The organism is Burkholderia sp. PvR073, from assembly GCF_054055695.1.
On the sequence record NZ_JBSRXO010000019.1, the window covers coordinates 38,235 to 60,555 of the forward strand.

Genomic DNA, 22,321 nt, shown 5'->3' on the forward strand with positions numbered 1-22,321 from the left:
ATCGTTGTTTGTCGCGCCGCGCGCGGTTGCCGACAATGTCCGTTTTTCCGGATGCTGCCGCGTCGCGCGCGACATGGCTTCGCTGATGACCGATACCTCTTCCCGTCCACGCCGCACCAGCCGCCGCGCGGCATTGCGACAGCTCGCCGGCGGCTGGGCCGCCGCGCTGCTGCCAACAGGCGGCGCGCTGGCGGGCCAGACGCTCGCGCCACTCGACGTACCGCCGTGGACGCGCACGCCGGGCGCACCGTTGCTGTCGCCGCCGTACGGCGTGCCGGGCGGGCACGAACGCGACGTGATCCGCCGCAGCACGCGCGCGCCGGCGCTGCCCGGCTCCGGCTCGTCGATGACGCCGCTCGCCGACCTGTTCGGCGACATCACGCCGAACGGCCTCGTGTACGAACGCCATCACGCGGGCGTGCCCGATATCGATGCGCAGCGTCATCGCGTGGTCGTCCACGGGCTCGTGCGCGAGCCGCGCGTCTTCACGCTCGACGACCTGCTGCGCTTTCCGTCCGAGTCGCGAATCCATTTCCTCGAATGCTCGGGCAACACCGGCAGCGAATGGAACGGCCCGAGCGGGTTGCCCGTCCAGTTCACGCACGGGCTGCTGTCGTGCTGCGAATGGACCGGCGTGCGGCTGTCGACGCTGCTCGACGAAACCGGCATCGACCCGGCCGCGCAATGGCTGCTCGCGGAAGGCGCGGACGGCGCGGCGATGACGCGCAGCCTGCCGCTCGATCGCATTCTCGAGCGCGCGCTCGTCGTCTATGGCCCGTCGAATAGTATTTGCGGCCGGTCACGCGATGATGGTCGCCATCGCGGCGCAGCACGGTCGTGTTCTCGCCCGGCCGCGGCGTGCCGCGCTCGGTCGATGCGCCGCCGAAGATCGCGCCGGCCAGCGCGCGCTCGAGTTGCACGTCGTTGAACGGCGTGCGCGGCGACAGCCGCAGCGTCTCGGTCAGGTCGTAGTGGATGCGCAGCGCGTGCGCGAGGTTCGAATCGGCGGCAGCGAGCGTCGCGATCGTGTCGAACAGATCGACCAGCGTGCCGCCGATGCCGCCGCGTTCGACCGGAATCCGCAGCACGCCGAGCGACGAGCGGCGAAACAGCGCAAAGCCTTCGAACGGCAGTTCGCGGCGCGCCTCGCGTTGCGCGGCGTCGCGCCCGATCTCGGCTACGAGTTCAGGCAGTGCAGCGAGCGCGGTACGCAGCGCGTCGCGCGCTTCGGCGCCATGACGGGCATTCATTCGGCAGTCCCTCTTCCAGGAAAACGACGGCCACACGCACGATTGCGTGAGCCGTCGACGCAGCCCGCAGGCGGCACCGAAAAGTATAGGGACGCATCCGCCACGCGTGAAAAACCGATTTCAGCTTTGGTTATGCCTGCGTCGGGAATGCGCATGCGTGCTCGGTACGACAGGCCGGAGTGCCAGAAATGGCCGGCGTCGCCGAGTTCGATCGGCCTGCCGTTTTCGACGATGTTCGACACGATCAGCACTTCATGGATATTGCTCGGGCTGACAAACCATCGCAACGCCCGAGGCACCGAGAATTCGGTCGATTCGGGCCACCACACCAGCGTGCCGCCATCCAGTTCTTGAATGCCGTTCCGGACCTCGATGAACGTGCACTTGTCCGCGCCGTTCGCACCCGTTATCAGGACGACTTCGTCCGCGTCGAACCACTGAGACAACACCGGCGGCGCGACTGTCGCGCCGAAGCGCGTGGTGCTACCGACGGCGCTCGGAACGACCGTGCCGTATCGACCCGCTCGTCAGAGTCCGTCAGATCCGGATTGCCTGAAAGACGCTCCATGCGCGCTGTCCGGAAGGCGATCGCGTCCGCTCAGCCGCGAACGGAAGGTGCCGGTAGGCGCCGTCGTCCGGTACAGGCCGCGCTTCTTCAATTCCGGCACGATCAGTTCCGCGAAGTCGTCCAGCGTGCCCGGGCTGACCAGCGGATTGAGCATGTAGCCGCTCGTCGTCGACTGCCGCGCATGCTCGGCGAGCTGGTCCGCGACTTCGTCCGGCGCGCCGACGAGGATCAGGTCGGTGCCGCGCGTGACGCTCGCGAACTTGCGCCGCACGTCGCCCGCGGTCAGCGGCTTGCCGCTGCCGTCCGGCCGCACCACATAAGATGTCAGCCCTTCCGTTTGCGTCGTCAGCGGCTCGTCGTCCGCATAGCGGTCGATGTCGATACCGGTGTCGCCCGCATAGCTGACGAGTTGAGCCTGCAGGTGATAGTGCTGCTGCAGCGCGTGGTATTTCTCCTTCGCGTCGGCCGTCGAACGCGCAGTCACGAGGCGCAGCACCGTGAGCGCCTTCACATCCTCCGCTGCCCGGCCGTTTTCGATCGCCAGCCGCCGGATTTCATCGAGGCCGGTGCGGATCTCGTGTGGATTCGACTTCGCGACGAACACCACTTCGGCGTGCTTTGCCGCGAATTCGCGCCCTCGCCCGGACCAGCCAGCCTGGATCAGCACCGGTGAACGCTGCGGCGACGGCGCACAGACGTGCGGGCCGTGCACGCGATAATGGGTGCCCACGTGCTCGATCGGCCGCACACGATCGCCGCGCGCGTAGCGCGGCTCAAGCTTGTCGGCGACGACCGCGTCGTCCGCCCAGCTCCCCTCCCACAGCTTGTACACGACCTCGAGAAATTCCTCCGCGCGCGCGTAGCGCTCGTCGTGGCCGATCATCCGGTCGAGCCCGAAATTGCGCGCCGCGCTCGTCAGGTAGGACGTCACGATGTTCCAGCCGATCCGCCCGCTGCTCAGGTGATCGAGCGTGCTGAAACGCCGCGCGAGCGCGAATGGATGTTCATACGTCGTGCTCGCGGTCACGCCGAATGCGAGCCGCTCGGTCTGCGCGACGAGCGCCGGGATCAGCATCATCGGATCGTTCGCGGGCGACTCCACCGCCCACTTCAGCGCCGCGTCGGCCGACCCGCCATAAACGTCATACAGACCGAGCACGTCCGCGAAGAACAGCATGTCGAGGTCGGCCTGCTCGGCCTTGCGCGCGAGATCCGACCAGTACGCGAGCGTATTCGCGCGCAGCCGTTCGTCGGCGGGATGGGTCCAGAGGCTCGGCGCGCCGCCGCAGCCGACGCTGGCCTGTTCATAAAGGGAAAACAGCAGGGGGCGAGGATCGGACATCGTCGTGTTCAGCTCAAAAGCAGGAATCAGTTGGGTGCCGCCCACGCGCCGGCCGATGCGCCGCGGCGCCGTGCGGGCATGCGATCGTCGGGCTCGCGGGTCAGGTAGCGGTTGAGGTGTTTCTCGAGACGGGCGGCGGGAATCGTCAGCAGCGCGACGAGCACGACATAGACGAGCGCCGCGCCGGCAAGCGGTTCGTATACGCGCAACGTCTCGAAGCGCAGCGTATTGGCCGTCCCCATCACGTCGAACACCGTGACGGTCGACGCGAGGACGGTCGATTTCAGCAGCAGGATCGCTTCGCCGGTGAGCGCGGGCAGCGCGAGTCGCCACGCACGCGGACCGACGATCCGGCGCAGTACGCCCGCCCGCGTCATTCCGTATGCATAGCCGGCCTCGATCTCGCCGGCCGGCACGCCGGCAATCGCGCCGCGCAGGATCGTCGCGACGTAGGCACCCTCGTTCACGCTCAACGCGACGACGGCGTACCAGAACGCGTCCCGCAACAGAGGCGACGCCCAGCTGTCGCGCATCCATTCGCGCGGGACGATCTGGCCGAAGCCGTAATACAGCAGATAGAGCTGCACCAGCAGCGGCGTGCCGCGAATCAGCATGATCCAGCCGCGTGCGGACCAGCGGTACGGTACGTGACGCGAGCTTGCCGCAAGCGCGAGCGGAATGCCGATCACCATGCTGGCGATGCCGGACAACAGCAACAGCGCCAGGGTTGTCGGCACCGCCGCGAGCAGCTTCGGCATCACCGTGTCGAGCAGAAACGTCGGCGAGAAGCTCATGCGGAGGCGCGCCTCGTGCCGCGATTCGCATACCGCTCGAGCATGGCGAACAAGCCCGTCGACATGATGCTCAACAACAGGAACAGCGCCGCAGTGACCAGATAAAAGAACACGTAATGCCGCGTCGCGCCGGCGGCGAGCTGGCTCGCCTTCAGCAGATCCGTGAAAGACCCGAGCACGCTGATGAAGGACGCATCCTTGGTCGCGTTCAGCCACACGTTGCCGACGCCCGGCAGCGCGAGCCGCGCCGCGATCGGCAGCCGGATGCGTGTCAAGGTTTGCCACGGGCGCATTCCGTACGCGTGCGCGGCCTCGATCTGCCCGACTGGTACGTTGATGAGCGCCGCGCGGAAGATGTCGGTCAGATAAGCACCCTGGATGAAGCCGAGCGACAACGCGGCCACGATGAACGGATCGAATGCGAAACCGTCGGACGCGACACCGATGCGATGCAGAACGGCCTCGAGCGCCGGTGCGACCGCGTAGAACGCGAGCAGCAGGCACAACAGTTCGGGCAGCGCGCGCACGAGTGTCGTGTAAATCCGTGCGAGCCACGCGAGCGACGCGTGCCGTGACAGCTTGCCGAGCGCGCCGGCGATGCCGAGCAGCGTCCCGGCGCCAAACGACGCCGCGGCGACGCCAAGCGTCAGCGCGAACGCGCTCGCAAAGATGCGGCCGTAACCGCCGTTACCGAACGCGAGCAATGCCAGCAGCGAATCATCCGCGGCCATCGGCTCACCGGCCCTTCTCGATCGTGCCCTTCAGGTTCGGATAGCGCGCGGTGATCGCGTCCCACGTGCCGTCCTGCTGAAGTTGCGCGATCACGGTCGACAACCGGCCGCGCAGTGCATCGCCTTGCCGCACGCCCGCACCGATGCCGAGACCCAGCACCGGGTTGTCCCCGCAGGTGGCCTTGACCTCGAAATCCTTCCCGTCGCGCGACGACAAGAACGCCGTGAACAGGCCCTTCGCTTCCTGCACGTAGTCGACCCGTCCGGAGACCAGGTCCGCAAGGGCGTTGTCGAATTTGTCGAACGCCTTGATCTGCGCATCGCGCTTGAAGCGTGCATCGAGGAACGCCGAGAAGTTCGTGCCAGCCTCCACGCCGATCACGCGATCCTTGAAGGTTGCAGGCACCGCGCAATCGACGCGGCGCCGATCGCTTTTCGCGCCGACGAATACCGTCGGCGATTCATAATAGGCACGACTGAAGTCGATCGCCTTCTGCCGTTCGCCGGTGATCGTCATCGACGACCAGATCACGTCGATCTTCCGGTTTTGCAGTGCCGGGATCAGCCCGTCCCACGCGATGTCGGTGAGTTCGCAACGCACGTTCAGCTTGCCGCACGCCGCATCGAGCACATCGATTTCCCACCCTTTCCACTTGCCGGTCGCATCCTTCGAGAAGAACGGCGGGTACGACTCGGCGTCGATGCCGACGCGCAGCGTCGGCTGCGCCGCGTGGGCGGCGGACGCCACGCCAAGCATGAACAACGCGGCCGCGGCGCCGCGGACCCGGGAGTACATCGATCGATTCATCTGGCAGGCTTCCGAAATAGTGTCGAAATCGCCGGCGTCGCAACCGGCAGCAGGATGCGAGACTTTAGTGCCTGCCGGTGCGTGTACCAAATGGTTATTTTTTCGATCCATATCTGATCCGGCGATATGCGGCGAGCCAGCCGAGTGCGATCGCGAAACGCGCCGCCGCACGAGAAAAGCGACGCGGGGCGCGAACCGGTTCAACCGTGGAACACGAGCAGCACCAGCGGCATCGTGACGGCCGCGAGCGCCGTCTGAACCGTAATGATGCCGGCAGACAGACGATGATCGCCGCCGAGCAGCTTCGCCATGATGTAGGCGGACGGCGTGCACGGCAACGAGTTGAACAGCACGATCGTCGTCAGCGCCGGGCCGCGGATGCCGAGGCTGAAACCGATCCAGAAGGTCAGCAGCGGCACGAGCAGCAACTTGATCACCGACGACTGGAACACCGGGCCGCGCGCCGCCTTCGCGGCCTTCACGTCGAGGCCCGCGCCCACCGCGAGCAGGCCGAGTGGCAGCGACGCCGCGCCGAGAATCGACAGCACGCTTGCCGCCATGCCCGGCAAACGCAGCCCGCCGAGATTGAACGCGGCGCCGAGCACGACCGACATGATGACCGGGTTCCTCAGCAGCGCGCCGCCGATCTGCCGCGCCGACGGCGCGCCGCCACGGCCTGTATCGCATATTCGAGCATGAAGGTGGCCTGGCCGCCTATATCCGCAACCGCAGGCTAAGAATGGCGGCCGATGAGCTGGTGCGCTTTCCTCATATGGAGGTACAGGACGTAGCCTCGGGGTTAGGTTTCAATGATGCGTCGAGCTTTACGCGCGCATTTCGTCGCGCCTTCGACATCGCGCCACGAGAATTGCACGAGTACGCACCGTTGCTCCAGCGCGGAAGTACAAAACGGGAGCGCTTCACATAGCGGCAGTGGTGAACCGGTTGAATCGGGGGCTGCGATCGGGGCCATCTGACTATACGATCGGGTCAGGCTGCAAGGTCTGGTGGCGCTGCAGGACAAACCCAATGCATTTCTGGGAAGCGTCGCCTTCGAACCGTTACTATGGGGAGACCGGCGCCGGCGTTCGCTTGCACGCTTGCATCGAAGGCGAACTGGACCGGCCAGAGTTTCATGGCCACTCACGAGCCGTTTAGCGCGTAGCACCGCTCAAACGCTATGACGATCAGCGTTCCGCATCCCCCGCGAGTAGCGCGTTCAGCACCCGCGCGTCCGCCGCCCGCTCCAGCGACAGGCACGCGTCGCTCAACGCATCGACCTGCGCATGCTCGAGCGCCATGCCCGCCAGCGCACGATACTTCGCCAGCAGCGCCGCGTCGGACAGCGGTTTGCGAGGATCGCCGAGCGCGATCGGCACGTGACGCGATTCCCGCCGCCCGTCCGCGCGATGCAGGCTCACCGTCGGCTCATCGAGATCGCCCAGCGCTGGATCGACCTCGATCGCGATACGTGCGAGCAACGCCGTGACGCGCGAATCCGTACGCCTGTCGTCGCGATAAACGCCGATCCCCGTGTCGCCGTACGCGAGTGCCGCCGCTACCGCGTACGGCAGGCTCATCTGCGCCGACGACAGCGTCGACAGGTCGCGGCCGCCGCACATCCGGGCCACGAACGCGCTCGCCCGCACGACCACCCGCTCGATCTCGACGGCCTCGAACGTGTGACCGTCCGCAAGCTGCAGCGCCGCGTCGATTGCCGCATGCGCGCTGCGGCACGACGCGTGCGGCTTGATCGAGCAGCGCATCAGTTTCCAGTGCGCGCCGAGGCCGTCGGTCAGCGCGTCGGGTGCCTGCGATTGCGCGGCGAACGTGTTGAAGAAGCCACCCCACACGTCATCGAACACCCTGGCCGGGCCACTCACACCTTCCCGTGCCAGCAGCGCCGCGAGCACGCCGCCTTCCGCGGCCCGGCCGGCATGCAGCCGCTTCGTCTGTGAGCCGTCGTGGATGAAGCCCCACAGACCACCGGAGAAACTTGCCGCATGGCCGAGCGCGTCGCGCGTGCGCGCAGCGTCGAGCCCGAGCACGCGTGCGCTCGCGGCCGCCGCGCCGAACACACCGCAACTGAGTGTCGAGTGCCAGCCGGCACCGTTGTGAGCCGAGTAGCCGCCGGCTGCTTCCAGCACGCGCCGGCCGACGTCGTAGCCGAGCACGATTGCGGTCACGCATTCCCGGCCGGTCACGGGGCGGCCTGCGCACGACAACGCGGCGAGCACGGCCGGCAGCACGACGGCACCCGAATGATCGCAGCCGCCGGCATCGTCGAGCTCAAGCGCGTGTGCGGCGATCCCGTTGACGAACGCGGCGTCGCGCGCGCTTGCGCTGCACTGCGTGCCCCACAGCGACGCGCCGTCGCGCGCGACAGCGCCGGTGAGCGCACGTGCACTGCGCGTCTCGACAGCCGAGGTTCCAGCCAGTGCGGCACCGAACGTATCGAGCACATGACGCGTGGCCTTTGCGACGACATCGTCAGGCACGGCGGCGGCAGGCGTTTGCGCGACAAACGTCGCGAGCCGCGTGGCGCGCGTTTCGGTATCCATCGTCATCGCGCCGACGCCTCTGCCACGCAGCGTGCAAACACGTCGACCGGATGGTCCGGCTCGTTGTCGCGAACCTGCCCGCGCCACCAGCGCGCAACGTCACGCCCGGTCGCAAACCAGACGTCGCCCGCGTCGCGCAGGTGCGCGAGCAACGCACGCAACAGGTCGATCCGCCCTGCCGTGCCGATGATCTCGGGATGCAGGCGCAGCACGCAGCACAGCCCGAAGCGCCGAAACCCGTCGACATCGCGCCGCCAGTTGTCGAGCACGTCACGGTACGCGGCGATGCGCGGCTGACCGGCCGGCACCGGCGGCGACAGATTGAACTCGAAGTACGGCTCGTCCTCGAGTTCGTAGTGCAGCGGCAGTTCGACGAGCCGCAGGTCGGCCGCGCCTGCGTCGGCGCGCGGATGCAGGTACGGCAAATCGTCGCCGCGCCACGACGACGACCACGTGAAGCCTTCCGCCACGAGAAAGTCCGCAAAGCCGTCGGCCCAGTTGCCAGTGAACGAGCGAAAGCCTTCCGCGCGGCGCCCGGTCGCGTCCGCGAGCGCCGCCCGCCCGGCGCGGCACGCATCGATCTGCGCGGCAAGCGGCAGTGCGTCGAAATCCTCGCAGCGAAAACCGCTCACGCCGAGCTCGTGCCCGGCGGCGGCGATCGCCCGCACGGCGCCGCCATGCGTCTGCGCGACGCGGCCCGGCACGAACCAGCTCGTCGGTACGCTGAATTCGTCGAACGCGGCGAGTAGCCGGTCGACGCCGCGCGTCGCGCCGTAGCGCCACACCGACAGCGATTTTTCCCGGCCGACGATACGCGGCTCGCGTGTCTGGATGCCATGAATGTCGTTGAAGTCGACCGTGATCGCGACCGCGCATCGCGCGCCGCCCGGCCACGCACAAGGTGTCTTCACATGTTGCTCCGGTGCGTGGATTGCACGCCTTGCGCGTGCTGCGCGAGCCACCAGTCGGCCACGTCGCGGCAGCGCGCGAACCAGACGCCATCCTGCGCGCACATGTGGCCGAGCCAGGCCTCCAGCAGCGCGATGCGCCCCGGCTTGCCGCAGACTTTCGGATGAAGCAGCGTCGTCAGGCACAGCCCTTCGCGGTATATCCCGTCGAATTCGCGCGTCCAGTTGTCGAGCGTCGCCTCATAGCCGGCGATCCGGTCGAGCCCCGCCGGATAGTCGGGGTTGCGGTGATACGCAAGCGACGCATAATCGTCGGTCTCCCAGCGGCCGGGAATCTCGACGAGCGGCGGCTCGCCGTCCGCGCCGGGCAGCAGGTACGGACGGTCGTCGCCACGCATCGAGCTCGAATAGCGCACGCCCGCTTCGCGCAGCACCGCCACCGTAGCGTCGCTCCAGTCACCCGACGGTGTGCGGAACCCGACCGGCCGCACGCCGAGCGTGCGCGCGAAGATGTCGGCCGACTGCGCCATGATCTCGCGCTGCCGCTCGGGCTCGAGCGCCCAGAACGCTTCGTGCCGGTAACCGTGATATCCGATCTCGTGGCCGCGCTCGACGATTGCCGCGCATTGCGCGGGCCACGTCTGCGCGACCCACGCGGGCACGAAGAACGTCGCGGGCAGGCCGAACGATGCAAGCATGTCGAGCAGCCGGCCGAGCGCCCGCCACGGCCCGTAGCTGCCGAGCGTGAAATACGCGGGGTTGCGCCAGATCGACCCGTTCAGCATCGCGTCGCCGGTCGGGCCGTCGAGATCGAACGCGAGCGCGACGCACGCGCGCTTCGCGGCCGGCCAGCGGGGAGCCAGGTCGGTCATCGCGCGCTCAGTGGGTGCCGTTGACCATCGCCTTCGCCACCGCGTGCTCCTGCAGCCCCCACTTCGCGAGCAGCTTCTGATACGAGCCGTCCGCGATCAGTTGGTTGAGCGCCGTCGTCAGTGCGCCGCTCAGCGCGGTATTGCTCTTCGCGACGCCGATGCCCGTGTATTGCGACAGGAACGGCTTGCCGACCGGTGCATACGCGTTCTGCTCGAGGCTGTTCTGGTACGGCAGCGTCTCGCCGCCCTGCACGGCCGCGTCGATGCGGTTCTGGCGCAACTGCATCCGCGCGTCCGACGAGCCGTCGGTACCGACGACGATGATCGCCGGCTTGCCGGCCTTCACGCAGTTCTCGGCGCTCCACGCGGTGGTGTTGTCGGGGAACGACGTGCGTCGGCTCGAGCCGACGCGCTTGCCGCACAGCGCGCCCATCTGCGCAAATTCGCCGGCGCGCGCCTTGAGCGTATAGAACTGCGGGCCGGTCTCGATGTAGTCGACGAACGTCACCGCATCGCGGCGCGTCGGCAGGTCGGTCATGCCGGACAGGATCATGTCGACGCGCTGCGTCGCGACCGCGCTCATCATCTGGTCGAAGCTCGTTTCGACCCAGTTCAGCTTCGCGCCCATCTTCGCGGCGAGCGCCTCGCCGAGATCGACGTCGAAGCCCGCCAGCTTGTCGGTCGCCGGATCCTTGTATTCGAACGGCGGATAGTTCGGCACGATCGCGACGTTCAGCGTGCGTTTCGCGCTTGCGGATTGCGCGACGGCGAACGATGCGTGGAGTGTGAGCGCGCCGAATGCGACGGCGGCCAGCGTGCGGGTCAGGACGGATGCTTTCATGGGTGTCGCCTTGTCATGTAGAGGAATGGGGACGATGCCGCGCTCGTCGACGGCTCGATCGTTGGGACGCTGCAAAACGGGGCGCCCGCCCCGGTCATGCAATCACGGCGGAGATGAACTCGCGCGTGCGCGCGTGCGTCGGCGCGGACAGCACCTGATCGGGCGGCCCGCTCTCGACGATCCGGCCGCCGTCCATGAACACCACGCGGTCGGCCACCTCGCGCGCGAACCCGAGCTCGTGCGTGACGACGATCATCGTCATCCCGCTCTTCGCGAGGTCGCGCATCACGGCCAGCACTTCACCGACCAGTTCGGGGTCGAGCGCCGACGTCGGTTCGTCGAACAGGATCAGTTGCGGATGCATCGCGAGCGCCCGCGCGATCGCGACGCGCTGCTGCTGTCCGCCGGACAGCTCGACCGGAAACGCATCGCACTTGTGCGCGAGCCCGACGCGCGCGAGCAGCGCACGCGCTTCCTCCTCCGCTTGCGCGCGGCGGCGCTTGAGCACCTGCACCGGGCCTTCGATCACGTTCTCGAGCGCGGTCTTGTGCGGAAACAGGTTGAAGCGCTGGAACACCATGCTCGTCGCCAGCCGCTGGCGCGCGACCTGGCGCTCCGACAGTTCGTGGAGCCGGCTGCCGGCGCGGCGGTAGCCGGCCAGTTCGCCGTTGACCCACAGCGCGCCGGCGCTGATCGTCTCGAGCTGGTTGATGCAGCGCAGGAACGTGCTCTTGCCCGAGCCCGACGGCCCGATGATGCACAGCACTTCGCCCGGCTCGACGTCGAGCGTGATGCCGTGCAGCGCCTGGAAATCGCCGTACGACTTGCGTACGTCGACCGCGCGAACGACCGCGTTCGTCATGACGTTCTCCCGATGGTTGAGGGTCGTGTCGTTCATTTACGGCCCGCCGCCCTGCCCGCGCCGCGTGCGAAACGCCGCTCGACGCGGGCCTGCGCGATCGACAGCACGGTGACGACCGCGAGATACCAGATGCCCGCGACGATCAGCAACTCGATCACGCGGGCATTCGCGTAGTAGATGTTCTGCGCGTTGTGCAGCATCTCCGCGTACTGCACGACGCTCGCCAGCGACGTCAGCTTGACCATGCCGATCAGCTCGTTGCCGATCGGCGGCACGATCACGCGCATCGCCTGCGGCAGGATGATCCGGCGCAGCGCCTGCAGGCGCGGCATGCCGATCGATTTCGCAGCCTCGTACTGGCCCGTGTCGACCGACAGCAGCCCCGCCCGCACGACTTCCGACGTATAGGCTCCCTGATTGATGCCGAGCCCGAGCACCGCCGCGAGGAACGGCGTCATCACGTCGACGGTCCGGTATTCGGCGATACCCGGGATGCCGAGCGTCGGAAACACCAGCGCCAGGTTGAACCACAGCAGCAGTTGCAGGATCACCGGCGTGCCGCGAAACAGCCAGATGTAGCCCTGCGCGATCGCCCCGAGCACCGGGTTCGACGACAGCCGCATCACCGCTGTGACGACGCCCAGCACGACGCCGAGCGTCATCGCGAGGACGGTCATCACGATCGTGTTGCCGAGCCCCGTCAGGATCGAGCGTGCGGTCAGGAACTGGCCGACGACGCGCCACTCGATCTGTCCGCGCGCGAACGCGACCGCCACATACGCAAGCGCGGCAATGATCGCGATCGACGCGACATAGCGGCCCCAGTAGCGCCGGCGCACGCGCACGAACCCGGCGATATCGTCCGCGGCGCGGGCGGCCGGCTCCGGTGTGTCATCGAGACGGCCCGATTCGGATGCGCTCAGCATGACGGCCCCCGGTAGTCGGCCGCCCATGCGGACTGGCGTTCGATCGCGTCGCTCAGGCGGCCGATCTGCTCGCGCACGCGCGCGGGTGACGTGCCGCCCGCCCCGCCGCGCGCGGCGACGGCCGCGTCGAGCGTCAGATGCGCGCGCACCGCGGGCGCGAGGCGCGTGTCGACGGCCTGCAACTGTTCCGCGCTCGCGTCGGCCAGTTCGATGCCGTCCCGCTCGCACGCGCGCACGAGCGTGCCGGTGATCTCGTGCGCCTCGCTGAACGGCACGCCCGTCAGCGCGAGCCAGTCCGCCACCTCGGTCGCGAGCGTGAAGCCGAGCGGCGCCTGGCGACGCATCTCGTCGACGTTGACGCGCATCGTACGGATCATCCCCGCCATCGCGGGCAGCACGAGTTCGAGCGTGTCGATCGAATCGAACGCCGCGATCTTGTCTTCCGCGAGATCGCGGTTGTACGCGAGCGGCAGCGACTTCAGCGTCGCGAGCAGGCCCGTCAGGTTGCCGATCAGGCGCCCCGCCTTGCCGCGCGCGAGTTCCGCGATGTCCGGGTTCTTCTTCTGCGGCATGATCGAGCTGCCGGTCGCATAGGCATCGTCGAGTTCCACCCAGCGGAATTGCCGTGACGTCCACAGGATCACTTCTTCCGACAGCCGGGACAGGTTCACGGCCAGCATGCTCGTGACGAATACGAATTCGGCGACGTGATCGCGCGCGGCCACCGCGTCGATCGAGTTCTCGCACGGCGCGTCGTAACCGAGTTCCTGCGCGGACAGCTCCGGCCGCACGCAGATCGCCGAGCCCGCGAGCGCGGCCGCGCCGAGCGGCGAACGTGCGGTACGGCGGTCCCAGTCGACGAGGCGGTCGACGTCGCGATACAGCGACTGCGCGTGCGCGAGCAACTGATGACCGAACACGATCGGCTGTGCGGGCTGCAGGTGGGTGAATCCGGCGGTTACCGTGTCGACGTGCCGGCTCGCCTGGCCGATCAACGCATCCTGCAGGTCGAGCACGCCGCGCACGAGCTGGCGGGCCTTGTCGCGCAGGTACAGGCGCAGGTCGTTCGCCGCCTGGTCGTTGCGCGAGCGCCCTGCGCGCAGCTTGCCGCCCAGCGCCGGCAGCCGCTGCGTGAGCACGCGCTCGAGGAAGGTGTGCACGTCCTCGTCGACGAGCGACGGCGCGATCGCACCGGCCGCGTGGTCGCGCGCGATGCCGTCCATGGCGGCCAGCAGTTGCGCGAGTTCGTCGTCGTTCACGATGCCGGCGCGATTCAACTCGCGCGCATGCGCGCAGGAGCCCGCGAGGTCGTACGGCACGAGACGAAAGAAACTCGGATCGGAGCGCGACAGGTTCTGCAGCGCGTCGGACGGTTTCGACTGGAAGCGGCCGCCCCACAGGCGCTCGATCGGTTCGGTAAGGCTCATTGCGGTCGACCTCGACTCGGTTGGATTACCCCCACTGTAGGCATTCAATTTTTTTTGTTGTAGCGAGAAATTGAATCCGCTTTAATGAAATTTTTCTCAGCACCGTCGCCTGCGACGCGCCCGCCGATGCGCAACCGCCTGCCCCCGCTGAACCCGCTTCGCGCGTTCGAGGCTGCCGCCCGGTGCGGCACCGTGTCGGCCGCCGCCGACGAACTGCACGTGACCGCGAGCGCGGTCAGCCATCAGATCCGGATTCTCGAGAGCACGCTCGGCGTCGCACTATTCGTCAGATCAAAAGCCCGCGTAAAGCTCACGCCCGAAGGCGAGGCGTTGCTGGAACCGGTCGGCGCCGCGTTCGACATGATCGCGAACGCCACCGTCAGGCTCGATTCGCCGGCGGCCGCCGGCGATCTCGTCGTGTCGACGCCGCTGTCGCTGACGTCGCGCTGGCTCGCCCGGCACATCGGCGATTTTCTCGAGCGCTATCCGGGGATCCACCTGAAAGTGATTCCGTCGAACGACGATCGCGAGACCTACTCACCCGACGTCGACGTATGCATTCGCTACGGGGAAGGCAACTGGCGAAACCGGCGCGTCGAGCTGCTCGCGCATCCGGCGCTGTTCCCGGTCGTAAGCCCGGCGTTGATGAACGGGCCCGATGCGATCCGCAAGGTGCAGGATCTCGCGGGACGCACGCTGTTCTGCGAGCACGCGGGCTCCTGGACGCGCTGGCTGGCGGAAGCGAACGCGGACAAGCTGCCGGGCATCCGCATTCTGGAAATCGGCAACGCGCACATCGGCGTCGAAGCCGCGGTGCACGGGCAAGGCGTCGCGCTCGGCGACAGCCTCTCCGTGCGCGACGACCTGCTCGACGGCACGCTCGTGCGGCCGTTCAGCGCGGCCGTGCCGTCGCGTCATGCCTACTATCTGGTCACGCGTCACGAGCTGGCCGATTCGCCGCTCGTGACCGCGTTCACGACGTGGTTGCGCGCCTGCCTGGCGTGACGCGCGAGCGCGCGGCAGGGGGCGGACTCAGGTAGCGAGACTCGCCAGGTCGTCCCATACCATCACGATGTTGTGCGATCGCCAGATCGGCCCCGGATCGACATACTCGCCCGCCAACCGGCCGTCCAGCGACGCGTAAAAGGCGATCGCGGCATCGTTTCCCTTGACGACACTCAACGCCGCGCCCCGATACCGCACCTTCTGCAAATGCGTGGCGAGCCGGGCGAGCAGCATGCGGCCGATGCCGCGACGCTTGAACCCGGGGTCGACATACAGGAACTTGATCTCGCCACGGCCGCCGAAGATCGGCTCCGACGGCGCGCCGGCCGCGCCGATTCCGACGATCGTGCCGTCGATTTCCGCCACGAGCACCAGCTGGTCGCCATCGTTCGACGCCAGCTTCTCCCGCCATTTCCTGCCGCGATAGTGCGCGTCGAGGACGGCATGTGCTTGCGCCGGCGCGAGATCGCGATAGGTATGCCGCCAGACCTTGACGTGAAAATCGGCGATCGCCTGCGCATCGGCGAGGCTGGCGGATCGGATGGATATTCCGGACATGGAGGCGTCTCTCGGGCGGCTTGGCGCGCGCGGGTGCGGCGCACACGCCGGATTGTCGATGATCCGGGCGACGATGTCAGCACCTCGCAGACATGGCGGATCAGCGCGCCAGCGCTTTCGCATTGCGGACGCTGTGCAGGAACCGCGTCAACCGTCACGGTGAGCACACCGCTGGTCGAGATCTCCTGCAACCGCTCCAAACCCAGCGTCAGCCGGTCGCCGCGCCGTACTCTCCGCCAAGCGCCAAGCCCTGGAGCATTCGAAGATTGTGCATCTTTGTCTCCTCCTTTCCTTGTCGCGCCGACAGGAACACCGACGATCAGCCGGCTTCGACACGTAGACTCGTGTCTGGAGGCCTGCAGACCTCAACGATAGGTCTGCAGCGTTTATTTTCGAAATGGATATGTTGATCTAACTATTCACAGCACAAATAAAATACGGTTCATCGCGGCTTTCCGGGGGAACACCGGGGACGTCGGCATTCAGGCGCTAGAATACGACACGACGCTATCCAGATGGCGACCACGGTTGGCAGAATCGGTGAGCCTTGAAGGGGTATTCAGGGAAGAACGATACACAGATGCAGTAGGCATTCTGGTCTGGCGGGCATTTTTGCCACGCTCTTTCGAAATAGAAAAACGAGCAATGACAAAACTGATTCGATTCCGGGTTCGGCCCGCATATCACAGTAGCGATCTTCTGGTCGAGATACTTGAAGACCATCGCACTGTCGACTTTCCAAACGTCGCTGCGATCCTACAAGATGCTCTCCATTCTGTCCCAGTGCCGCATCCAGACGGCCTTGATGATCCACGAATCGCATTATCTCAGGATCGCTATTTCAGCTATTGGAAATATGCTCGCGGATACTATGAAATAGACGACGATATCTGGGGACTATTCGTCACCGCCTCAATCAACAACTCGTCCATAGTCGCAGACATCGAACGAACACTCCTGTTGACAGGGAAGCTCGTCAAGGAAGAAGTAGATTTCGGCAAGTTCGAGTGACCGGTGACGGCTTACGCTAGTCGGGTTGGATACCGGTTTCTTTGCAACTAGCCGGGACCATCGCTGGCGGCCGCGAGAAGCGGCACGACCAGATCGCTGATCGGCGTCGGAATTCCGTGAGATCGTCCGCATCGCTGCACAACGCCATTCCGGCAGTCCCATTCGAGGGGGCGGTTACCCTGCCGGTCGGCAAGAATGGACGTCCCCAAATCGGGCGGGCAGCGATGGAATCCGTCGACGATCTCCCGCGGCACTTCATCGCCCAGCTTCGCGCCCTCCGCACGGGCGACTTCGAGACATTCCCGCAGGTAGGCGAGCGACAGTTCAGTGATGTCGCTTCGCGAGAACATGCCGGCGCGGCGGCCAGTCAGCACCATGAGTCCCGCCACCGCGTTCTGCAAAAGCTTTCGCCACGCGAGCGAGACGAAATCGGCCGCCACCTCGACCGGGCATCGCGTGCCGTGCAACGCCGAGACCACCACGTTGCTTGCCGGCGTATCGGGCACAGTGAGCCGAGGTTTGCCGCGCAGCCACACCGACGCATCCGATTCGCGTTGCGCCGGAAACCAGACGACCGATGGCACGATCGCCGCGCCGGCTGCATATGGCGCGAAGGCGGCTGTTTGCTCGACGCCATTTTGCAGCACGCAGACAACCGTCTTCGCATCGCATAGCGCTGGGATCCAGGGTGCCGCACTCGCCACTTGCGTCGACTTGACCGCAACGAACACGAGATCGAACCTTTCCTTGACCGCTTGCGGATCGGTCAGCACGGGCCCGGGCACGACGATCTCGCCGCCATCGAAGCGCAGCGTCAGCCGCTCGTGCGCCGAGCGGCCGCAGATCACCGGCGTGCGGCCAGCCTCATGGAGGGCCGCGGCAACGGTCGTTCCGATTGCGCCCGGACCGACAACGGCGACGGTCGGGTAGTCAGACTTCATCATGGTGTTCATCCTCCGAGTGATCTCCGAGATGCGGGCGCAGTGCGAGCGCGAGCGGAAAAATTGCCAGAGCGGTGAACGCGGTGGCATACGTGGCGGCCTGCACACCGATCCTGTCGCCGAGGAAACCGTAGAGGACGGGCGATATCGCGCCCGATGCGATCGTTCCCGTGTAGAAAATCGCGAATGCGCGCTCCGTGCGCTCGGGCGGGGACATCTCCGGAACGGTTCCGTACAGCACGGACGACGTGCCGTTGAGCATCATGCCCAGAATCGGCAGCAGCACCATGGTAAGCGCCAACGGCAGATACATCACGCCGATGATGCACGCAGCCGTACCGCCTTCCGTAAGCAGCACCGTACTCACCACACCCATGCGAACGCCAAGCCAGCCACAGAAGAATTTGCCGGCCGCCCCGCCAATGAAAACAAGCGCAAGGGCCGTTCCCAACAGTTGAGGCGAGATGCCTTTTGCGTTGAGCAGGAAAGGCAGAAAGGTAAGCAGTCCCATGCGTACGGCCGTATCGAGCACGCCAATGGAAAACAGCGCGGTGAATCCGCGCCCCCCGGTGCCCCTGCGTTGAGCGGACGCTTGCTCTTTTGCGGCCGTCTTTCCGGCGTCACGTGGCACGGCGGGAAACCAGAACGCGATGCCGGCGGCAACGACGCAGCCCAATCCGGCGACGACCCATAGCGCGTGACGCCACGGCATCATGATCACGAGCAGCGAAATGGCTGCCGGCAGCGCGGATTTCCCCAGATCGCCGGAAAAGTTGTAGAGGCTCAGTGGGCCTCTCGCGTCACGCCCATAGGTGCGCGAGATGGCGCCCGATGCGATCGGATGTTGCGTGCTGGATCCACCGCCCGATATCGCCAGCGCCACGCACAAACCGAGCAGGCCACCCGACATGCCGGCGATTGCATAGCCCAGCGCGGCGAGCAGCGTGCCGATCGCAAGGACTGCGCGACTGCCCAGGCGTTGCGCGAGACGCCCGGCCGGCAATTGCAGCACCGCCATCGTGCCGGCATAGAGGCCGCGCAGCATAGCCAGGGCCGCGAAGTCGAGTCCGAACTCCGACTGCCATACGGGCAGCAGCGCGTAGATCATGTCCGTATAGCCATCGTGGATCGCGTGTGCAATGCAGGCTAGCCATAGCACGCGCGGCCGTGATGGCACGGCGTCCCGCATGACGGGAGGAGAAAAAACCGGCAAGCGCATCGACGTTCTCTCTGTACGAGCGGCTGATGGAAGCGGCTCTCGGTTTGGTTTTCGGCTCGATGCGTCAATTTTATGGCGGAGGTATCAGCCATTTCAATTGAGCTAAAATCGCGTCAATGGAGAGAAAAAGTCACGTCATGAGCGAAAGCCACGGTGCTGCGAAAATTCGGGACGAGTTGCCGCCGCTCAATGCGCTGCGCGCTTTCGATGCGGTCGCGCGGCACGGCAGCTTCGCGGGCGCGGCGGCGGAACTGCATGTCACCCATTGGGCCGTCGGAAAACAGATCCGGCTGCTGGAGGACTGGTTCGGCCTGCCGTTGTTCGACCGTCGTCCGCGCGGCGTCGTGCTGACCGACGAAGGGGTCGTATTGCTGAACGACGTCAGCCACGCGTTCGAACACCTCGGTACCGCGGTGGTGCGGCTGCGCCACAATACCTTCACACACCGGATATCAGGCGTCGTGCGGGTGAATGTGCCGATGAGCTTCGCGTTTTGCTGGCTGCTGCCACGGCTTGCCGATTTCCATTCGCGGTATCCCGACATCGACGTCAGGGTGTCGACGACATCACGCAAGCTGCGCTATGTCGCCGACGCTTTCGATATCGGTGTTCGCTCCGGTCCGGAACAGGGTGCGGGCGTCGTGTCGCGCCCGTTGATGCCCGACCTGCGCGTGCCGGCCTGCAACCCCGCGTTGCTGCGCCAGCATCCGATACAGAGCGTGGCCGACCTGCGCCATCACACGCTGCTGCATTCGGCCACGACGCGCTCAGCCTGGTCGCACTGGTTGCGGGAAGCGGGCGCCGCCGATCTGCGGGCAGCGCGCCATGTCGAATTCGATCATGTGAATCTTCAGCTTGGCGCGGCCATCGAGGGGCTGGGCGTGGCGCTGGCGTCGCTGCCGCTGATCGGGCGCGATCTCGCCGAAGGACGCCTCGTGTGTCCCATCGCATCGCCTGTATGGCGCGCCGACGACTACACGCTGGTGACGAACGCCGATCGCGCCGACGATGCCGCGGTGTCCGCGTTCGAGCAATGGATGGAAGGCATGGCGAGCCAAGAGGCTGGATAGGCTCGCAGATCAGAACAGGCGGCACACCTTCCGTGCCTGCACGCTGACGCTACGCGTCGGGCGCTAGTCACCCGATACGGCAATACCTCGAAATGTTTTCACCTCTTTTGCGGAAAAAATGGGTTCATCGCAACCGCACCGTCAGAGCGAGGCGCAGGTACTGGCGATCAGGCTCCGCATCCATTTGTGCGGCACGCTGTTGTCGTTACGACGATGCCCGTAGATGTCCCACGAGAATGGCTCCGACGGAAATGGCCCACGACGGTGACAGGAATGCGGCACGGGCAGCCTTCACCGCGCATCGACATCCTCCGCGGTGCTATCCGGGATCTCACGCCATGTCTCGTTACGATATGGGTCAAGACTCGGCAACCACTTCTCGGACACTGACGGAACGTGCCTTCCGTCCATGCAGTTCTCAAATCTCTGCATGATTCGCCATTCCTCTTAGCTTGCCGTTCCGTACAGTCAGATAGCAATATAACGACAGGGTGCGTTCCATGTCATTTCGTTTTGATATCGGACCATTGATGCCGGCAATACTACCGTTGGGGCGCTGAACGTAGCTTCCAGCGGACAGACGACTATCGCCTTCAGTCTCTGTTGCTAAATTAATTCGATATCCTTATCGTATAAGGTTACTTGAGTGCTTTCTCTTTAATGCGTCCCACCATCCCTATCGAGTTTCAGCGCTTGGCTCAGACGCCGCCGACCACCCGCGTCAGCCAGTCGTGTGTATCCGGCGCCGTGCCGTGCTGGATCGCCAGAAGCCTATCTCTAAGATTCGCTGCGACGGGACCGGATGCGCCACCGTTCACTACGATATCTTCCCCAGTGGACGATTTTGCGCGCCCGACTGGCACAAGAACTGCCGCCGTTCCGCATGCGAATACTTCTGTAATTTCCCCTGAACGACACCGAGTTCGTGGAACAGGCCGACGACGGCCTTTCCAATCCCCTTGGTGCCTGCCGTCACCAGGACGCGCTTGCCTTGCAATTCCGGGTTCATGGTCATCAACCGATCTCCAATGACTTGATCTTGTCGCCTTCCAGGCTGAACACATGGTCGAGCTGGACAGGGCTACCCGGGAAATTGCCCACAACATTGGCCGTGACCGTCAGCCGACCGCCTTCCTGGGAAGCGCTGACAGGCTCCACGGTGTACTCGAATTTCTTCCGTACCTCCCGTCGCCAGGACTCGATGGCGGCATGCCCCTGGTGCGTCTGGCCGTCGTCAACGACGACCGCATCCTGCGAGAAGACACGCACGATGTGCCCGACGTCCTCGCCATTGGTGATCTTGAAGTAGGCAGAGACTGGATCTGGTAGTGAAAGGGACATGGTTGCGTTCTCGCAATAGTTTGCTGTACTAGTATTTTCGCCATAGACTATTTATTCATCAAGAACGCACCGAAAAGTAAGTTACTGCGCTATGGGAAAGATATACACGCCAGCCACCGCCGCACTGGGGGTAGAGGAAGTTCTTCGACTGCTGGAAGGTCGATGGAAACTGATCATCCTTTTCCATTTGTTCGATGGAAAAGTACAACGCTATTCGGATTTCGAGAAGTTGATCCCCGGGATTTCTCAGAAGATGCTGGCCCAACAACTCCGGCAACTGGAATCCGATGGAATCGTGTCGCGAAAGCTGTATCCGCAAGTCCCGCCGAAAGTCGAGTACCGTCTAACGGATTGGGGGCAGGCTTTGTGTCCTGCTTTGGATGCGATGCTGAAATGGGCGGAAAAACGCGAAACGCGGGTTGCGACGCCCGCTCCGGACGAGAACACTGACGACTGATGATTTGGTTGGCCGACAACCATCCGTGCCGCCCGATCTCCCATGCCCCGCAGCAAACGGGGTGACGTTTATCTACGCACCCTGCTGATTCAGGCGCACGAGCCGTGATCTCGAGTTCGAAGCACGTACCGGCACATAGGAGGAATCTGCTGGCACGTCTGGCCTAAAAATGTCGGAACCCGGCCGTCGCGGCATAGCATTGCAAGTTCGGGTTGGATGACGCGAACGCGGGCTCACGGTCGTGTGCAAGGCAACGCTTTCGGCGCGGCGGCGGCCCGCCTCGTCAGAAATTGCCCCTGGTCGACTGCCTCGCAGCGACCGCGGCCATCGCACAACATGGTCGATTTTCGGTGGATCCTCGCGCGGCGTTAGAATAGCGCCCCTGCTCATGGGAGACGAAAATGTCCTGGTTCATTTACGAAGTGCCCGAATACCACGAAGACGCTGCGCGCATCGAGCCCTTTAGCGACCTGCGTAGCCGTGTGCTGAAAGTCAGTGGCCCGGCCATGGCCGACGAACTGGAAAGCGTTCGCGAGAACGCCGCGGCGACAGCGGACACACCCGAGCGCCCCCTGCGTACTCCGGAAAATCCGCATGTCTTTCCGATTCCTTACGCCGACTCCATGATCCTGGTCGGGTTCATCTTCGATCTGAAACGCGAATTCCGGCAACTGGTCGTGTCACCCGTGGAAATGCCCTGGCTGAAAGACGCGTAAAAGGTGGTCGGAACGGAAGCCGACGGGAGCGTTGCTCCTGTTCTGGAGCCGGGTCCGAATATTCAGCGCACGCGTTCGGTACACACGCCTCGAGTTGGTACCGCGCGTCGGAC

24 protein-coding genes and 3 pseudogenes are annotated in these 22,321 nt (G+C 65.4%); 8 read left to right on the plus strand and 19 right to left on the minus strand.

The window, feature by feature from the left end:
• Window positions 1–73: 73 nt before the first annotated feature.
• Window positions 74–772, plus strand: a pseudogene (locus ACVK00_RS32575) (molybdopterin-dependent oxidoreductase); the annotation flags it as partial.
• A 1-nt stretch (window position 773) separates the two neighbouring features.
• Here ACVK00_RS32575 and ACVK00_RS32580 read toward each other — a convergent pair.
• The 7 genes and pseudogenes from ACVK00_RS32580 to ACVK00_RS32610 form a co-directional block, all read right to left on the minus strand.
• Window positions 774–1,250, minus strand: a pseudogene (locus tag ACVK00_RS32580) (acyl-CoA dehydrogenase family protein); the annotation flags it as partial.
• A gap of 155 nt (window positions 1,251–1,405) precedes the next feature.
• A pseudogene (locus ACVK00_RS32585) lies at window positions 1,406–1,504 on the minus strand (TauD/TfdA family dioxygenase); the annotation flags it as partial.
• A 273-nt stretch (window positions 1,505–1,777) separates the two neighbouring features.
• The gene (locus ACVK00_RS32590) at window positions 1,778–3,160 is read right to left on the minus strand and encodes an LLM class flavin-dependent oxidoreductase (RefSeq protein WP_284901393.1); all 1,383 of its coding nucleotides are present in this window, start codon (window positions 3,158–3,160) and stop codon (window positions 1,778–1,780) included.
• A 26-nt stretch (window positions 3,161–3,186) separates the two neighbouring features.
• Window positions 3,187–3,954 carry an ABC transporter permease subunit gene (locus ACVK00_RS32595; protein ID WP_284901391.1) on the minus strand — a complete coding sequence of 256 codons (768 nt, stop codon included), beginning with the start codon at window positions 3,952–3,954 and terminating at the stop codon, window positions 3,187–3,189.
• On the minus strand, window positions 3,951–4,685 hold the full coding sequence (locus tag ACVK00_RS32600; protein WP_284901389.1) for an ABC transporter permease: 735 nt from the start codon (window positions 4,683–4,685) through the stop codon (window positions 3,951–3,953). The genes ACVK00_RS32595 and ACVK00_RS32600 overlap by 4 nt, the downstream gene beginning before the upstream one ends.
• Before the next feature lie 4 nt (window positions 4,686–4,689).
• Window positions 4,690–5,493, minus strand: a complete 804-nt coding sequence (locus ACVK00_RS32605) for a transporter substrate-binding domain-containing protein (RefSeq protein WP_284901387.1) — start codon at window positions 5,491–5,493, stop codon at window positions 4,690–4,692.
• Between the two features lie 200 nt (window positions 5,494–5,693).
• Window positions 5,694–6,182, minus strand: a complete 489-nt coding sequence (locus ACVK00_RS32610; RefSeq protein WP_435521303.1) for an AEC family transporter — start codon at window positions 6,180–6,182, stop codon at window positions 5,694–5,696.
• A 29-nt stretch (window positions 6,183–6,211) separates the two neighbouring features.
• Between ACVK00_RS32610 and ACVK00_RS32615 the strand changes: the two genes are divergently transcribed.
• Both ACVK00_RS32615 and ACVK00_RS32620 read left to right on the plus strand, forming a co-directional pair.
• Entirely contained in the window at window positions 6,212–6,421 is a 210-nt protein-coding gene (locus ACVK00_RS32615; protein WP_354123407.1) for a helix-turn-helix domain-containing protein, read from the plus strand.
• Between the two features lie 8 nt (window positions 6,422–6,429).
• Window positions 6,430–6,651, plus strand: coding sequence for a zinc-ribbon domain-containing protein (locus ACVK00_RS32620; RefSeq protein ID WP_354123348.1), 222 nt, complete (start codon window positions 6,430–6,432; stop codon window positions 6,649–6,651).
• A gap of 29 nt (window positions 6,652–6,680) precedes the next feature.
• Here the strand turns inward: ACVK00_RS32620 and ACVK00_RS32625 are convergent, their stop codons facing one another.
• The 7 genes from ACVK00_RS32625 to argH form a co-directional block, all read right to left on the minus strand.
• Window positions 6,681–8,060, minus strand: coding sequence for an MmgE/PrpD family protein (locus ACVK00_RS32625; protein ID WP_354123349.1), 1,380 nt, complete (start codon window positions 8,058–8,060; stop codon window positions 6,681–6,683).
• A complete protein-coding gene (locus tag ACVK00_RS32630) occupies window positions 8,057–8,965 on the minus strand; it encodes a polysaccharide deacetylase family protein (protein ID WP_284901384.1) in 909 nt (302 codons plus the stop codon). Before ACVK00_RS32630 ends, ACVK00_RS32625 begins: the two co-directional genes overlap by 4 nt.
• Window positions 8,962–9,834, minus strand: a complete 873-nt coding sequence (locus ACVK00_RS32635; RefSeq protein ID WP_284901382.1) for a polysaccharide deacetylase family protein — start codon at window positions 9,832–9,834, stop codon at window positions 8,962–8,964. The genes ACVK00_RS32630 and ACVK00_RS32635 overlap by 4 nt, the downstream gene beginning before the upstream one ends.
• Before the next feature lie 7 nt (window positions 9,835–9,841).
• On the minus strand, window positions 9,842–10,675 hold the full coding sequence (locus ACVK00_RS32640; protein ID WP_284901380.1) for an ABC transporter substrate-binding protein: 834 nt from the start codon (window positions 10,673–10,675) through the stop codon (window positions 9,842–9,844).
• Window positions 10,676–10,769: 94 nt separating this feature from the next.
• Window positions 10,770–11,573, minus strand: a complete 804-nt coding sequence (locus tag ACVK00_RS32645; protein WP_284901379.1) for an amino acid ABC transporter ATP-binding protein — start codon at window positions 11,571–11,573, stop codon at window positions 10,770–10,772.
• Window positions 11,570–12,463, minus strand: a complete 894-nt coding sequence (locus ACVK00_RS32650) for an amino acid ABC transporter permease (RefSeq protein ID WP_284901377.1) — start codon at window positions 12,461–12,463, stop codon at window positions 11,570–11,572. Before ACVK00_RS32650 ends, ACVK00_RS32645 begins: the two co-directional genes overlap by 4 nt.
• Window positions 12,457–13,890 (minus strand): argininosuccinate lyase, encoded by a 1,434-nt coding sequence (gene argH, locus ACVK00_RS32655; RefSeq protein ID WP_284901375.1) that lies wholly within the window; start codon window positions 13,888–13,890, stop codon window positions 12,457–12,459. The genes ACVK00_RS32650 and argH overlap by 7 nt, the downstream gene beginning before the upstream one ends.
• A 126-nt stretch (window positions 13,891–14,016) precedes the next feature.
• Between argH and ACVK00_RS32660 the strand changes: the two genes are divergently transcribed.
• Window positions 14,017–14,895: a LysR substrate-binding domain-containing protein gene (locus ACVK00_RS32660; protein ID WP_006751123.1), complete on the plus strand. Its 879-nt coding sequence runs from the start codon at window positions 14,017–14,019 to the stop codon at window positions 14,893–14,895.
• A gap of 27 nt (window positions 14,896–14,922) precedes the next feature.
• Here ACVK00_RS32660 and ACVK00_RS32665 read toward each other — a convergent pair whose 3' ends face one another.
• Window positions 14,923–15,576 (minus strand): GNAT family N-acetyltransferase, encoded by a 654-nt coding sequence (locus ACVK00_RS32665; protein WP_284901373.1) that lies wholly within the window; start codon window positions 15,574–15,576, stop codon window positions 14,923–14,925.
• Window positions 15,577–15,981: 405 nt separating this feature from the next.
• Here ACVK00_RS32665 and ACVK00_RS32670 point away from each other — a divergent pair, with 405 nt between their 5' ends.
• On the plus strand, window positions 15,982–16,464 hold the full coding sequence (locus tag ACVK00_RS32670) for a hypothetical protein (RefSeq protein WP_284901371.1): 483 nt from the start codon (window positions 15,982–15,984) through the stop codon (window positions 16,462–16,464).
• Between the two features lie 47 nt (window positions 16,465–16,511).
• Here ACVK00_RS32670 and ACVK00_RS32675 read toward each other — a convergent pair whose 3' ends face one another.
• Together ACVK00_RS32675 and ACVK00_RS32680 are read right to left on the minus strand one after the other, a co-directional pair.
• Window positions 16,512–17,408, minus strand: coding sequence for an oxidoreductase (locus ACVK00_RS32675; protein ID WP_284901369.1), 897 nt, complete (start codon window positions 17,406–17,408; stop codon window positions 16,512–16,514).
• Window positions 17,395–18,624 (minus strand): MFS transporter, encoded by a 1,230-nt coding sequence (locus tag ACVK00_RS32680; RefSeq protein ID WP_284901368.1) that lies wholly within the window; start codon window positions 18,622–18,624, stop codon window positions 17,395–17,397. The genes ACVK00_RS32675 and ACVK00_RS32680 overlap by 14 nt, the downstream gene beginning before the upstream one ends.
• A 137-nt stretch (window positions 18,625–18,761) precedes the next feature.
• Between ACVK00_RS32680 and gcvA the strand changes: the two genes are divergently transcribed.
• Window positions 18,762–19,694, plus strand: coding sequence for a transcriptional regulator GcvA (gene gcvA, locus ACVK00_RS32685; protein WP_228910112.1), 933 nt, complete (start codon window positions 18,762–18,764; stop codon window positions 19,692–19,694).
• Window positions 19,695–20,511: 817 nt separating this feature from the next.
• On the opposite strand, the gene ACVK00_RS32690 is transcribed toward gcvA, so the two are convergent.
• Together ACVK00_RS32690 and ACVK00_RS32695 are read right to left on the minus strand one after the other, a co-directional pair.
• Window positions 20,512–20,709 (minus strand): hypothetical protein, encoded by a 198-nt coding sequence (locus ACVK00_RS32690; RefSeq protein ID WP_284901366.1) that lies wholly within the window; start codon window positions 20,707–20,709, stop codon window positions 20,512–20,514.
• Window positions 20,709–21,035, minus strand: coding sequence for a nuclear transport factor 2 family protein (locus tag ACVK00_RS32695; RefSeq protein WP_284901364.1), 327 nt, complete (start codon window positions 21,033–21,035; stop codon window positions 20,709–20,711). Before ACVK00_RS32695 ends, ACVK00_RS32690 begins: the two co-directional genes overlap by 1 nt.
• Window positions 21,036–21,126: 91 nt before the next feature.
• On the opposite strand from ACVK00_RS32695, the gene ACVK00_RS32700 reads away from it, so the two are divergent.
• Window positions 21,127–21,492 carry a winged helix-turn-helix transcriptional regulator gene (locus ACVK00_RS32700; protein ID WP_284901362.1) on the plus strand — a complete coding sequence of 122 codons (366 nt, stop codon included), beginning with the start codon at window positions 21,127–21,129 and terminating at the stop codon, window positions 21,490–21,492.
• 401 nt (window positions 21,493–21,893) lie between these two features.
• Window positions 21,894–22,208 (plus strand): hypothetical protein, encoded by a 315-nt coding sequence (locus tag ACVK00_RS32705; protein WP_011661271.1) that lies wholly within the window; start codon window positions 21,894–21,896, stop codon window positions 22,206–22,208.
• The last annotated feature ends 113 nt before the right edge of the window (window positions 22,209–22,321 follow it).

Bases quoted from the DNA above. Each gene is read 5' to 3' on its own strand.
- ACVK00_RS32590 (WP_284901393.1), bottom strand. From the start codon at position 3,160: ATGTCCGATCCTCGCCCCCTGCTGTTTTCCCTTTATGAACAGGCCAGC.
- ACVK00_RS32595 (WP_284901391.1), bottom strand. From the start codon at position 3,954: ATGAGCTTCTCGCCGACGTTTCTGCTCGACACGGTGATGCCGAAGCTG.
- ACVK00_RS32600 (WP_284901389.1), bottom strand. From the start codon at position 4,685: ATGGCCGCGGATGATTCGCTGCTGGCATTGCTCGCGTTCGGTAACGGC.
- ACVK00_RS32605 (WP_284901387.1), bottom strand. From the start codon at position 5,493: ATGAATCGATCGATGTACTCCCGGGTCCGCGGCGCCGCGGCCGCGTTG.
- ACVK00_RS32625 (WP_354123349.1), bottom strand. From the start codon at position 8,060: ATGACGATGGATACCGAAACGCGCGCCACGCGGCTCGCGACGTTTGTC.
- ACVK00_RS32635 (WP_284901382.1), bottom strand. From the start codon at position 9,834: ATGACCGACCTGGCTCCCCGCTGGCCGGCCGCGAAGCGCGCGTGCGTC.
- ACVK00_RS32640 (WP_284901380.1), bottom strand. From the start codon at position 10,675: ATGAAAGCATCCGTCCTGACCCGCACGCTGGCCGCCGTCGCATTCGGC.
- ACVK00_RS32645 (WP_284901379.1), bottom strand. From the start codon at position 11,573: ATGAACGACACGACCCTCAACCATCGGGAGAACGTCATGACGAACGCG.
- ACVK00_RS32650 (WP_284901377.1), bottom strand. From the start codon at position 12,463: ATGCTGAGCGCATCCGAATCGGGCCGTCTCGATGACACACCGGAGCCG.
- argH (WP_284901375.1), bottom strand. From the start codon at position 13,890: ATGAGCCTTACCGAACCGATCGAGCGCCTGTGGGGCGGCCGCTTCCAG.
- ACVK00_RS32660 (WP_006751123.1), top strand. From the start codon at position 14,017: ATGCGCAACCGCCTGCCCCCGCTGAACCCGCTTCGCGCGTTCGAGGCT.
- ACVK00_RS32665 (WP_284901373.1), bottom strand. From the start codon at position 15,576: ATGCGAAAGCGCTGGCGCGCTGATCCGCCATGTCTGCGAGGTGCTGAC.
- ACVK00_RS32675 (WP_284901369.1), bottom strand. From the start codon at position 17,408: ATGATGAAGTCTGACTACCCGACCGTCGCCGTTGTCGGTCCGGGCGCA.
- ACVK00_RS32680 (WP_284901368.1), bottom strand. From the start codon at position 18,624: ATGCGCTTGCCGGTTTTTTCTCCTCCCGTCATGCGGGACGCCGTGCCA.
- gcvA (WP_228910112.1), top strand. From the start codon at position 18,762: ATGAGCGAAAGCCACGGTGCTGCGAAAATTCGGGACGAGTTGCCGCCG.
- ACVK00_RS32690 (WP_284901366.1), bottom strand. From the start codon at position 20,709: ATGACCATGAACCCGGAATTGCAAGGCAAGCGCGTCCTGGTGACGGCA.
- ACVK00_RS32695 (WP_284901364.1), bottom strand. From the start codon at position 21,035: ATGTCCCTTTCACTACCAGATCCAGTCTCTGCCTACTTCAAGATCACC.
- ACVK00_RS32700 (WP_284901362.1), top strand. From the start codon at position 21,127: ATGGGAAAGATATACACGCCAGCCACCGCCGCACTGGGGGTAGAGGAA.
- ACVK00_RS32705 (WP_011661271.1), top strand. From the start codon at position 21,894: ATGTCCTGGTTCATTTACGAAGTGCCCGAATACCACGAAGACGCTGCG.